Consider the following 12,323-nt stretch of genomic DNA (forward strand, 5'->3'; position numbering starts at 1 on the left):
AGTCACGGATTCAGGTTTAATTTAACCAAGTCGCATCCTCTCAATTTACTATCAATCGCTAAATTGAATAACGCTAACCCTCTTTGATCGCCAGCCAATTGCAATTTAATCCGTATTTCCCATATTTCTTTCAATTTCAACGGAAGTTTCTGGCCAACCAATTTTCCTTTGTTCCATGGAATTGAAATGGACTTTCTATTGGCATTTTGCATAGTTGCGTCTACTGCTCCACCGTCACAAACGACAACTTGCCGACGCCCGACCGTTGAGCACTGGCCATCACCTTAGCCACAGATTCGAACACCGCCGCTTTGTCGGCTTGTAATTGCACGCTTATGTCAGGGTCGCGCTCTTGCAGGGTTTTCAGTTCGGCTTCAAGGCTGGTTAATGGCACGGCCTTGTCGTCAAGCAAGGCTTCACCGCTGGCGGTGACTGCCAGGATGGCGACGTGTTTGTCAGGCGTTAGCTCGGTTTGTTCGGTTTTCGGTAGTTTGACCTTGACCACTTGCGTCAGTTGCGGCGCGGTGACGATAAACACCACCAACAGCACCAACATCACATCCACCAAGGGCGTGACGTTGATTTCACTCATTTCGCCGCCTTCGTCTTCGCTGGGAAATTGCATTGCCATGATTAGGCCTCCTGAGGTTGTGGTGCGGGTTGGCTTAAGTCGTTTTCGATACAACTGCGTAAGAAGTCGGTGGCGATGTGTTCCAGCGTGGCCAGCACTTGGCGGTTCTGGCGCAGAAAAAAGTTGTAGGCAATCACCGCAGGGATGGCGACGGCAATGCCCAAAGCCGTGGCGATCAAGGCTTCGCCTATTGGACCTGCCACCACTTCCAGACTGGCGGCCCCTTGCGCACCGATGTCTTTCAAGGCGTGCATGATTCCCCAGACCGTACCGAACAAACCGATAAACGGCGAGGTGCTGCCAATGCTGGCTAACCAGCCCAGACCCGAGTCCAGCAAGGCTTTTTCTTTTTGCAGTTGCTGACGCAAGGCGCGTTCGATGAGTTCGTGCCAGGCGGCGTGCTGGGTTTGTCGGTCATGCGGCAGGCTTTGGGCGCGGGCATAGGTTAGCCGGCCAACGCTTAGCACCCGTCCGGCTTGGACTGCCAAAGGGTTTTCCGGGTGGTTGTCGATCGCATCGAGGGTTTCCAGGGATACGGCGCCACTTAAACGTTGCAGCAGCTTATGGTTACGGTAACGGTGCCAAGCGATTTCACCGGCCTTAAGCAAAATCACGCTCCAGGTGACCAGTGAAAAACAGCCCAGCATACACAGAGTGCCGTCGACGATGGCGGTTTCGGAAAAGCTAAATATGTGGTCCATAAAGTTCTCGTTATTGTTTTATGTTTTTAAAAATCTTGGCTTAGTCACCCATCCTTGCGGCCCCTGGATCATCCATAATCCAGGTCTATCAACGTCCGTGTTGTCCGGCCCAGGTGGGTCGGGCTGCAAACCCTCTTGGGGGAGGTGTTCAATCCAGTTCAAAGGTAATCGGCACGGTTACCCAGCAGGGTTCCGGCGACTCGCCACGCTTGGCCGGTACAAAGCGCCATTGCTTCACCGCCTCCAATGCAGACTCATCCAGCGTGTCGTGATTGCTGGAACGCTGAATGTTGACTTGCAGGGCTTTGCCATCCGCCCCGACATACACCCGCAGCAACACCGTGCCTTGCCAATGCCGCTGCCGTGCGGTCATGGGGTATTCAGGTTTAGGGTTGTTCAGATACGCAGCATTGCTATCCGCCGGCATATAGGTGTCGTTACGCGGTGCCGCCAAGGCGTTGTGGTTCAGGGTTTGTGGGACAGCCGCAGCGGGCATCGCCGGTGCAAGCGGTTCCGGTTCCACGGTTTTACGCTCCTCAACCTGCTTGACCAGTCGTTCCGACGGTTTTGGCTTCGGCCTGGGTTTGACCTTGGGCTTATCCAGCTTGGGCGGAGTTATGGGTGTCGGTGGTTGCGGCGGCGCAATCGGTTGATTGACCACCGGCGACGGCGGTGACGACAACTCCATCGCAATCATCGGCAACGGTGCTGCCGCCGAAAACGGCAGTGGTGCCGGACGGCTGACATACCAGAACAGCAGGCAACCGTGCAGCAACGCCGCAATCAGCACGGCTGACGTCACAGCCAAGGAACGCCGATAGCGGTTGTTGGGAATCGGGGCCGACACCAAAAACTGATGCGGGTCCGGTAAGCCCTGCGACGTTTGGATAAACGAACGCTGGGTAACCGACAGACCTGCCGTTTGCGTGATCGAATGCCACACAGCCAACTTCACCGCCCCCCCGTCAAATTAAGGTTGGGTGTGTCCGTGTCTTGTGTGGCGTTACGATGGGCGGTTAGGCGCTCAATCGGACTTAAGGCTTTGCCATTCAGACGAAGACCTTGAGCCGATAGCAACAGCTGGCTTTCCAGTTGCTGCATTTGCTGTTGCAACACTTCCTGGTTACGCAAGATCAACTGGATCTGCTCTTGCAGAAACTCAAAATGAATCTGGAAATAACGCACCGCCGGAAATACTTCGGCAGCTTTTTCAGCAGGTACCACGGATGGTGCCTTTTTAGTGGTTTTGCGCATACCAGCGCCTCCTTCCATGTTCTTAGTAATTATTATGAAGCAGCGAGTTAATTGACTCCGTCCAGGAAATTATGACGGGTAGTCAGAGCGTAGGTTGGGGTCGACTGCATGGACGCAGGAGGTAGGGCAATGCCGGGAGCAATTGCCGAGACGATAGGAACCCCAACGCGACAACCGCAAAACCATCCCGCAAGCCATCGACAACGAAACATCAAAGTTACCGATGATTTAAATGCCATCAATGTTGGGGTTCGTTACCTCACCCCAACGGCCCTTCATCCCAGCGGCTGCAAGATTCGCCGGACATTTCGTTTTCTAAGCCAAATAATAATACCTGTCACCGACAGCATCACAATTGCCAAGCCCAGAACACACACAAAAATTCGGTAGGGCAAGCCAAATACATTAGCCATGTGCAGCATGAACAACCATTGCGATACCGTTTTGCCAGAATATTGGCCAGTTGGTAGATGCAAACCCTTGAATTCACCAGTGTTGGCATCAATAGCAATGACGGTGCCGCCGCCCTTGTCCTGAATATCCAAACTGCTCCGTACCCAATAAACATAAAAACCAAGCGCACGATTTAGGTACAACGCAACTGGTTGTTCGACGGTGAAGCCATGTAGCTGTGCCTGTTCAGTCAGCAGACGCTCTGCGATTTCTTGTGCCTTTTGCCAGCCTATTGCAGGATGCTGCAATGGTTTGTCCAACGTTGGCATTCCCCAGATTGACTGCGGATTTGGGTAGTCAAATAGCCATTGGGTCACTGGCACATAAACACTCTTCATATTGAAACCCACGCTCGACCAGGCGAAAACCAACAATGCTGCCCAAAGCCATAAGCCCCCGGCGCGATGTAGGTCGAAGTTGAGCTTATAGCTGCTTGCTTTCCAGCGCACCACCCAAGCTGGTCGCCAACGCTGCCACCAAGGTTTGCTACGTCCCCGAGCAAACGGAAGAAACGCCGCAGGCAAGAGTGCTTTCCGTCGTCTTATGGGTAATGTGAGATAAAGGCTGACGAAGCAGTCAATAGTCCAGATTACGGCCACGATGCCCAGTATCCAGGCTCCCGTTTCACCGAGCGCCAAGGCATCGTGCAATTCGTAGATGAAGGGCATTAAGTTATCGAGACCGTCAGGGAGTCCACCGACCATGCGATGACCCAGTTCATTACCGGTAACGGGATTTAGAAATAGCTGATTAAACACCAAAGAATCGAGTTTACCGCTAGAAGGATCAATGCCAGGAATTACGTTTATGATTGCCGTTCCCGGCGTACCCAGATTAACTCCATTGATCAATGCGTTTGGAACTAAAGCTTGAGCCCGTTCGGCCAAGACAGCGGCTTTTAACGGAGTCCCTGATTGAACTGGTGGAAACAATTGCGGAGTAAAAATGTGATTCAACTCCGGCAAGAAGGCCAAGAGGCTCCCTGTCAACCCTACCACGATCAGAAACGCTGTCAAGACAAGACCCACATAGCGGTGCAGGAGTACCCATAGTTGACGTGTCACGGCTATCATCCCATCAATACTCTATTCGGAATGACCCCATGAAGGCCAGTGGGCTTCCAAAAGTGCTCGCAGCACGTCCAGCGCTATTTTGGAAATAGGTCTTGTCCAGTAGATTCTCCACATTAAACTGTGTGCTAATTTTGGATTTCCCCACATTCCATTCGTAGCCAGCCATCAAGTTAACTGTGGCATAGCCCGGCAACTGAATGGTATTAGCGACATCGCCCTGGCGTTGGCTACGGATGTAGGTGCCGGCACCGAACTTGAATCCTCTCAAAGGCCCCTCCTCGAAACGATAAGTGTTCCAGAGGCTACCGCCGTGTCGAGGAATATTAGGCAGTAAGTGACCAATGTTGCCGCTGTTATCCTTGAGAATTGCTGTGTCTGTGTAGGCGTATGATGCGATGACGTCCCATCCTGGCAACACCTGACCAGTTAAATCAATTTCTACGCCGCGACTTTGTGCCTCACCGATCGATACTTGATAGCCCAGAGCGGCAAGCGCAGCATTTGGGGACGGGGTAGCAATATTCTGCTTGGTCAGTTCATAATATGCTAAGCTGCCAGTTAAACGTTTGTTAAATAATTCTGTTTTGATGCCCGCCTCCCACTGCTGGGCTTGTTCAGGGCTGCGTTGGGAGCCATCCGGGTTAACCAGTGTGGCGTCGCCCCCAACGGTACCGAAGTTTTCAGTGTAGCTGCCGTAGAACGACAATTCAGTCATTGGACGCCACAACAAACCAGCGCGTGGCTTAACGGTTCCATGATTAAAATCCTTACTGCCAAAACTACTGTTTTGGCTAAGGCGAGCATTGTCGTAACGTCCTCCGGCAAGCAGGTGAAGATGATAAGGCAACTCGACCTGATCCTGAAAGTACACACCATTCCACGCTGTACTCGCATCGGTAAGAATGTCGTTTTTAGGATCATGGATAATTTCCGTGAGATTGAACACCGGGTTAAAAATATTAAGGGGCGTATTAGACGCGGTATTTGTATGGGATTTTGTGGCAGTATTGTAATAATCGGTTCCAGCCAGAAGAGTGTGGCGTAAGCCCCAAGTATCAAAGTGCCCCGTGAGATTCAATGCCGTCCAATAGGAGGTTATGTCGTCACCAGAGTTTGAGTTGAAACGGATGAGATTATTAGCAGCGTTGACGAAACCACCATAGTTGATTAGTCGTGTCTCAGTGTTCACAAAACTGGAAAAGTGAAAGTCTATTTTCCAATCATTGTTAAAACTGTGAGTAAGATCCAATCCCGCTAGACCAGACTCGGTCTTTACTCGATTCCAAGGATCAAGTTTTGTAAAGTCACGAGATACCGGGGCAGGACGATTACTCCCAACTAATGCTGGAACGCCTAACCCAGATTTCGGCACTGATTCGTCATTCATGTATTCCGCATAAAGAGTAAGTTGGGTTTTGTCACTAATATTCCAACGCAGTTGTGGCGCTAGGAACAAATGCTCATCATGGCCGAATCGCACAAATGAACCAGAGTTTTCGTAGGCGAGATTCATTCGATAGAGCAGATTGCCATCCTTTGTTACTGGCCCGGTAGCATCCGCCGTAGTGCGGTAGAGATCATAAGAACCAAATTGTTGTTGCAGGGAATAGTAGGGTATGTCCAAAGGCTGTTTGGTAACCGCATTAATAACTCCCCCAGGATCGACCCGCCCGTATAGCAATGAACCTGGTCCTTTGAGTACTTCTATACGTGCCAAATTTGCGGTTTCTCGTCGTGCTGGATTCATGTTCGCAGGGATCGGAAAGCCATTTCGGTAGTAAGTACCTACCTCAAACCCTCGAAGGAAAGTAATTGCGCCTCCAACATTACCTTCAGAATTTTGCGTATATGCACCACTGATGTTTCGTAATGCTTCTTGAAATTGGACGTTTTGCTGATCTTTTAAGATCGCTTCCGGTAGTACCTGCACGGAAAAAGGTGTGTCCATTATCGGAGTATCAGTCTTAGTAGCAGTGGTGGCGTTGGTGCGGTTGTAATCAGTATTGTAAGGATCAGTCGAATCATAAACCGCTTTCCCCAGAACCTTCACCGCTGGCAATGTCGATGCAGCATCGCTTCCCGGTTCTGCAACCTTGATCGCTACCGCGTTGTCGTCCGTGATGGTATACGTCAAACCGCTGCCCGCAAGAAGTTTTCTAAAACCCTCTTCGATGGTGTATTCGCCATCCAATCCCTTACTGGTTTTGCCGTCGGTCAATGTGGACTCCCCGGTAAACAGGATGCCGGCATCACGCGCAAACTGGCTAAGTGCTTGCCCCAAGGAACCGCCGGTGATGTGGTAGCTTTTCCTGTTGGTAGTTTCTTCTCCATGGGCTGCGACTGAAGCGGTCAGCGCTGAAGCCAATAAAATTCCCTGTATAGCTTGGCTCAATCGGGATGAATGAGAGCCCGTGTTGCAGCGGTGGTGTGTGGTTGACATCGGTTTTTTCTCCTTTTGTGGTGTTTTCATTAGCTAATACAAACGAGGAGGAAAAAACCGGAACTGCAAAATGAAGAAAAATTAATAATTTTTTTTAACCGATTGTTTTGTTTGATATTATTTTTTAAGGAAAAATGGCCCGGGCTTTTGCTGATGGATATAAAAGATTGGCAATTATTTAGTGCGAAGCACAACAAGCCCTATTTGTCTGGAGATGGCTGTTTGTCAGTTGAATGTGGTTCGAGGCAAATCGGACTTCTTGATCGGCAGACCATTCAATGGGTCGCGTATAAGCAAGGGTAGTCAAGCAGCGACGTGCGGAAAAATCTCACGCTCTATGGTTTCCTGGGTGTTTTGTTGCGCCAACCGCAAATCATACGCTGTCTGCAAGTTCAACCAGGATTGCGCATCGCCGCCGAAATACCGGGCCAAACGTAATGCGGTATCGGGGCTAATCGCGCGGCGTTCCTTAACAATTTCATGCAAGCGTGTTGAAGGTACACGCAGGGCATTGGCAAGTGCATTGACGCTCAAACCCAAGGGTATTAAAAAATCTTCGCGCAGAATTTCGCCAGGGTGGATAGGACGCATTTGGTTTTCTATCATGTGAAGTTCTCCTTAATGGTAATCAACAATTTCAACGTCTGAGACATCGCCATCCAGCCAGCGAAAACAAACGCGCCATTGATCGTTGATGCGAATGCTGTACTGACCTGCTCTGTCACCCGTCAAGGCTTCAAGCCGATTACCGGGCGGACTTCGCAAAAACGCCAATGTAGACGCGGCATGTAATTGCACTAATTTACGTTCGGCGACAGATTGAAACGCGCGAAAACGGTTAGGCGATTGTCCCTCGAACAAGGCTTGAGTGTCTTTACAGCGAAATGATTTAATCATGCGGAAAATAGTATTACTTGTCACGTAATACGTCAATCGAATAATTGGCTTATTGACACTGCCTTACTGTGAGCGACAATATTTCTACCGGGGCTTGAGATCCTCCTTATGAGCGGTAACCGACACGATAGCCTATGGGCTGATGCTGGCGTGATTAGCGCGGCAGGACTTTAACCCAAAAAGGTAGCGGGTGTGAGAGTTTGACGGGCAGGTTAGCCTCGAGAAAAGCCAGAACTTTATCGGTGTCTTTCAGCGGGTAGGAGCCGATGATCCGTAAATCGGCAATCTCGGGAGCGCAGGTGATGTAGCCTGGTCGGTAACGGCTTAGTTGCAGCAAAAACTCGCTGAGCGGCAAATCATCGGCGACGATAAAGCCTTCGGTCCAGGCCGGTTTATTCTGGCTGTGTCGGTGGATCGGCTCAATGTGGTTTGATGCAAATTGAACTTGTTGGCCGGCGTGCAGGGTTTGTTTGGCAAAAGTTGGGTCGGCTGGCTGAATTTCAACGGCATCTTGAAACACCGCAACCTGTGTCCGGTTTTCGTGTTGGCTAACACTGAAGCGCGTTCCAAGGGCCTGAACTGTGCCTTCCAAGGTATCGACGACAAACGGCCGTTTCCAGCCAATTTTATCAGGTGCTGTTTCGATGTAAATTTCGCCTTTAACCAGCTGCAGCCTGCGTAAATTAACCGAGAAATCGGCGTTAATAGCACTGCCGCTATCCAGAACGACGGTGGAGCCGTCGGTTAGGGTTATGGTTTTACTTTCGCCGAGCGCTGTATGTTGATCGGCCGACCATTCTTGCCAGTAGCGACCTCGAGAAATCTGCCAGCCTGACAATCCTGCAACACCCAATAGGGCCATGCTCATCAGCATGCGTCTTCGATTGAGATTGGGGGCATTTAACGCTTCGGTTGCGGCGAAGGCGGCTTGTGGCGGGAGTGATTTAAATTTGTCGGTATAAAACTCAACTCTGGACCAAGCCATTTGATGATCCGGGTGCGATGCTAACCAGGCTTGCCACTGTGCGGTTTCGTCAGGGCGAACGTTGCCGGAGCTCAGAACCATAAACCATTCAGCGGCCTCCGCCACGACGCGGGGATGGATCTTTTGTCGATTGTCGGACGACATGTACTGTTAAAACTCCACGCTCAGGCATAGCAGCATGGCCTGTACCATGTACTTTCTGATCATGCGATCACTGACGCCGAGTTTTTCGGCGATTTCAATGTAGGTAAGTCCATCAATCTGGGACATAAAAAATGCTTTACGTGCCTTTTCTGGTAAGCGATTAAGTAATTCATCAATTTCTTGTATGGTTTCCAGAATAATGGCATTTTCTTCCATTGACAACGAAGTGGCTTCAGGAATCGCCGAAAGGCGTTCCAGATACACTTGTTCTATCGAGGCGCGGCGCCAGTGATTTATCAGTAAATTTTTCGCGATGGTGGCGAGATAGGGCCTGGGTTCGTTCAAATCCGGTGTGCGACCCGATGACATCACCCGCACAAAAGCATCGTGCGCATGATCTTCGGCTTGCAAGCGACATTGCACTCGCTTGTCCAGCCAACCTAGCAGCCAGGAGTGATGCTCGCGATAAAGCTGGGACAACGTTTCATTAGTCAGCAATTCCGTCGCCATTAATAACTCCTAACCATGATTGAAAGATGCACTTTCAAAGCAACATGCAGACTGTTGATCATAGTTTTGGTTGCCTCGCTTCATCCTTAAGATTGCTGAATTTATCTTCCTCAAGTGAGGTTGTTTTTTACCAAAAAACCTTCTAGTTAAGCAAAAACTATTCCATGAGTCTGGTGCGGGCTGCGTTCTGTAGTGCTGTTTATTGTTGAAATATAATATTTACATGTAGTTAGGTATTGATAATAAATTCTAGCCAAGCTGATATTTCAACAATGTACTAAGCGCCCACCAAGAAATCCTAGGGAACACTGTGTCATATGACTTATTTTGGCGATGAAAAGTACGTGAAAACACGTAACCGCGAGGCATAAAAAAGCGCCGTTATCCGGGTGGATAAGGCGCTTACTTACAAAATTAATGTAGAGAAGGTGTTTAACGGCTCCGCTGTTGGCATTGTTCACGACGCGGGCTTGGCCGCCGTGGCCTTGAATATCGGAACTGCTTTTGACGGCATAGAAATAAAAGTTTCGGCTCGGTTGTCGTTAGATAGTTTTGAATACAAGCGTATAGGAATTCGGTAGCAAAGTGCTCTAAGACTTATCCAAGATAGGTAAATTGTTAATCCTATTCGTTGAATTGAACGTCTGCTTTTCTCAAACCAGCGCAGAAAATACTTTTGAATTTTATATACCCGAGTGTCGCTTATGGGTCGGTTTAACTCAGTGACGAACGGCCGCTTTCAGGTATCGGAATTCCATGACAGCTTTCGGGCGATGAATCTGAAGAGCGGACAGTCGCCAGGCGACCCAAACTTGACGGTCGCGTTTCTCCAAACCGGCCCGTCAGCCAAATCCAGATTCTGCGAACTGGAAGGCTACAAAGCAGCCGTTAGTGACCTCACACAATTGGCCACTTTCCCGCCACTGATTACCCCAAAAATTATGGAAATTGAATATCTGTTATCTTCACAAAACCTGACACCGACTTTGTACCCTTAATAAAGAATTGTGTTTTATGCAATACACAAATTAATTCGATAAATTATAAGTTTTTAAGCTGGGGATGATTTTGGTAAGGAACGACGAGTTTGAGAATAGTTATCCTGATTGAGGCTGTAAGCCCTAACCCCTAACCCCTTTAAACGCCATAATCGGACTTTTGATTTAGTTTTGTCTAACTTGTGATTTTTTAAAAACCTATCCGCAGACTTTTCAATACTTCTGCCACTTCGGGTTTTGCGGCCGCCGTGGGTGGGAATATAGCGCAGATTGTGCGACGAATTTCCGGATCTGACAGATAACGAACTCGAATCTTATCTGCATTTTTGGTGATGGTGAATTCCGGCATTAGCGCAACACCGATTCCGGCGCGTACCATACTCAGTATCCACTCTTCGCTATTACTTCTATAGGCAGCATATAGATCGACCTGTCGACCCTGACAAATACTCCTAAGTGTTTCCCGTAACTCACAGTTCAGGCGATCCAGGTAAGGCTCGGTTTGTATGGTCGCTAAATCAATTTGTTGCAGTTGATTGAAACGGTGTTTGTCGTTGAAGACGACGACATAGCGTTCTTCGTACAGCTTTAAAGATTGGTAATGCCCTGCCGGTAAGGATGTTGGTGCGCTGATAACTAAATCCAGGCCATCTTCATCAAGTTGATTCAATAGATTGCATTCACTGTCGACGACTAATTCTAGTTCTACATGTGGTCGTTCTTGCTGAAAGTCAGCGAAGAATGGACTTAAATGGTGTGCGGCAATTGTCGTCATCACTCCGATGCGAAGTGGCACAGTATTTAAGCGGCTGAAACGCACAGCCTCAGCTTTGACAGCTTGCGTCTTGCGCACTATGTCGCGAATAGAAGGCTCGATCAAACGTCCTAAAGCCGTCAATCGACATCCGCCGCGGTCTCGGCTAAATAGCTCACCGCCAAGTTCATCTTCCAATTTCTTAATTGCTTGCGTCAGGGAGGGTTGGGCCACATAGGTTGCTTGTGCAGCGCGAGTAAACGAACCTTTATCGCAGACGGCCAGAAAATAGCGTATTTGTTGCATTTCCACTGCTTGCCTCCTTTTTGAATAGGTAAAACCTATTATTCCATAGAAAAATGGTATTTTACAATTGACCTAACTCATTATTTAATATAAACACCCAATCACATAAATATTCAATATTCCTATGAAAACTGCAAAATTAATCGTAATGTACCCTACGCCAACAGATTTAAAAACTTTTGAACGTCGTTATGCTGATGAGCATGTGCCGATGGCTGTCGAAAAGCTGGTCGGCAAAACACGATTTGTCGCCTCATTGATTCTTTCCAATACAGATAAATCTGCAGCGCAGTTTCATCGGATTGCCGAAGTTTATTTTCCATCACTCGCTGAATTAAAGGCTTGTCTGAATTCACCAGGCGGTCAAGAAACAGCTCAGCATGCCGTTGAGATTTCTAGCGGTGGTGAGCCGTTGTTTCTGATCTCCGAGGTGGAAACCTTTGATTTCTAAACCGACCATCGGATTTAACATAATCACAGAGGGAGCAAATCAATGTCTAACTCTATCAACACACTAAAAAAGGTGGCTTATAAACGCATTAGGTGGCTGAGTCTGCTGCCTGTTGTCTTTTTGGTCGGATTAATGCCGACTATTGTCCAAGCGCATCGCGGTGCGCCTGACGAGGCCGATGCTTGCGTTACGAGGGTTGGTTTTGAACGAGTCCATTTCACGGCCTATACCCCGACTCTGTCAGGGGATCGGGAATATTGCAGCATCATTCCCGAAATCGGCCCAACTAATTTGGTGTTCGACTACGAAGGTAAAAGTCTGCGCAATCTCAGCGTGGAATTCGAAATCACCAAAGAACCTGAAGGGCAAAGGGTTTTTTATCAGCAGCCGAAAAAAGTTAAAAACGGCACTTTCGATAGTTTGGTCGATTTTAGTCAGTATGGTGCTGGTAATTATTTGGCTCACATCGCTATTGTCGACAAGGATAAGCGTCTTGATACTCATATTCCGTTCTCTGTTGGCCTGGAATCGGTTCCGGGAAAAAGCTATATGCTGCAAATTGTGATGATCGGGAGCTTGTTGTTGCTGGCTTATATATTACTGAAGTTAGCGAATAAGGACGCGTCCAATCACTCATCTGAGGCATGATCGAATGGTACAGACGAGTCAAACGAACTTAGGGGGAATATGACTATGAATATGACTCACCTGAATCCGTGACTTAAA

The 12,323-nt window shown here is 48.7% G+C and carries 15 protein-coding genes; 3 read left to right on the top strand and 12 right to left on the bottom strand.

What is annotated here, in order from left to right; all coding sequences use genetic code 11:
* Nucleotides 1-2: 2 nt before the first annotated feature.
* The 11 genes from A1332_RS25970 to A1332_RS10785 form a co-directional block, all read right to left on the bottom strand.
* Nucleotides 3-212 (bottom strand): hypothetical protein, encoded by a 210-nt coding sequence (locus tag A1332_RS25970; RefSeq protein WP_064008487.1) that lies wholly within the window; start codon nt 210-212, stop codon nt 3-5.
* Between the two features lie 8 nt (nt 213-220).
* Nucleotides 221-631: an ExbD/TolR family protein gene (locus A1332_RS10740; protein ID WP_064008488.1), complete on the bottom strand. Its 411-nt coding sequence runs from the start codon at nt 629-631 to the stop codon at nt 221-223.
* A gap of 2 nt (nt 632-633) precedes the next feature.
* Nucleotides 634-1,332: a MotA/TolQ/ExbB proton channel family protein gene (locus A1332_RS10745; RefSeq protein WP_064008489.1), complete on the bottom strand. Its 699-nt coding sequence runs from the start codon at nt 1,330-1,332 to the stop codon at nt 634-636.
* 148 nt (nt 1,333-1,480) lie between these two features.
* On the bottom strand, nt 1,481-2,287 hold the full coding sequence (locus tag A1332_RS10750) for an energy transducer TonB (protein ID WP_157203994.1): 807 nt from the start codon (nt 2,285-2,287) through the stop codon (nt 1,481-1,483).
* Nucleotides 2,284-2,586 (bottom strand): hypothetical protein, encoded by a 303-nt coding sequence (locus A1332_RS10755; protein ID WP_064008491.1) that lies wholly within the window; start codon nt 2,584-2,586, stop codon nt 2,284-2,286. The genes A1332_RS10750 and A1332_RS10755 overlap by 4 nt, the downstream gene beginning before the upstream one ends.
* Before the next feature lie 275 nt (nt 2,587-2,861).
* Nucleotides 2,862-4,103: a PepSY-associated TM helix domain-containing protein gene (locus tag A1332_RS10760; protein WP_231890268.1), complete on the bottom strand. Its 1,242-nt coding sequence runs from the start codon at nt 4,101-4,103 to the stop codon at nt 2,862-2,864.
* Between the two features lie 13 nt (nt 4,104-4,116).
* On the bottom strand, nt 4,117-6,582 hold the full coding sequence (locus A1332_RS10765; protein ID WP_082879639.1) for a TonB-dependent siderophore receptor: 2,466 nt from the start codon (nt 6,580-6,582) through the stop codon (nt 4,117-4,119).
* Nucleotides 6,583-6,855: 273 nt separating this feature from the next.
* Nucleotides 6,856-7,158, bottom strand: coding sequence for a HigA family addiction module antitoxin (locus A1332_RS10770; RefSeq protein ID WP_064008494.1), 303 nt, complete (start codon nt 7,156-7,158; stop codon nt 6,856-6,858).
* Nucleotides 7,159-7,170: 12 nt separating this feature from the next.
* Nucleotides 7,171-7,449: a type II toxin-antitoxin system RelE/ParE family toxin gene (locus A1332_RS10775; RefSeq protein ID WP_064008495.1), complete on the bottom strand. Its 279-nt coding sequence runs from the start codon at nt 7,447-7,449 to the stop codon at nt 7,171-7,173.
* Nucleotides 7,450-7,603: 154 nt separating this feature from the next.
* On the bottom strand, nt 7,604-8,578 hold the full coding sequence (locus A1332_RS10780) for a FecR domain-containing protein (RefSeq protein ID WP_064008496.1): 975 nt from the start codon (nt 8,576-8,578) through the stop codon (nt 7,604-7,606).
* Between the two features lie 6 nt (nt 8,579-8,584).
* Complete coding sequence (locus A1332_RS10785; protein WP_064008497.1) at nt 8,585-9,088, bottom strand: sigma-70 family RNA polymerase sigma factor; 504 nt, start codon at nt 9,086-9,088, stop codon at nt 8,585-8,587.
* Nucleotides 9,089-9,792: 704 nt separating this feature from the next.
* On the opposite strand from A1332_RS10785, the gene A1332_RS10795 reads away from it, so the two are divergent.
* Nucleotides 9,793-10,086: a hypothetical protein gene (locus tag A1332_RS10795; protein WP_064008499.1), complete on the top strand. Its 294-nt coding sequence runs from the start codon at nt 9,793-9,795 to the stop codon at nt 10,084-10,086.
* A 190-nt stretch (nt 10,087-10,276) separates the two neighbouring features.
* Here the strand turns inward: A1332_RS10795 and A1332_RS10800 are convergent, their stop codons facing one another.
* Nucleotides 10,277-11,152: a LysR family transcriptional regulator gene (locus A1332_RS10800; RefSeq protein WP_064008500.1), complete on the bottom strand. Its 876-nt coding sequence runs from the start codon at nt 11,150-11,152 to the stop codon at nt 10,277-10,279.
* 118 nt (nt 11,153-11,270) lie between these two features.
* On the opposite strand from A1332_RS10800, the gene A1332_RS10805 reads away from it, so the two are divergent.
* Together A1332_RS10805 and A1332_RS10810 are read left to right on the top strand one after the other, a co-directional pair.
* Entirely contained in the window at nt 11,271-11,597 is a 327-nt protein-coding gene (locus tag A1332_RS10805) for an EthD family reductase (protein ID WP_064008501.1), read from the top strand.
* A 42-nt stretch (nt 11,598-11,639) separates the two neighbouring features.
* Nucleotides 11,640-12,245: a hypothetical protein gene (locus A1332_RS10810; protein WP_064008502.1), complete on the top strand. Its 606-nt coding sequence runs from the start codon at nt 11,640-11,642 to the stop codon at nt 12,243-12,245.
* Nucleotides 12,246-12,323 lie beyond the last annotated feature (78 nt).

Source organism: Methylomonas methanica (assembly GCF_001644035.1).
GTDB lineage: Bacteria > Pseudomonadota > Gammaproteobacteria > Methylococcales > Methylomonadaceae > Methylomonas > Methylomonas methanica_A.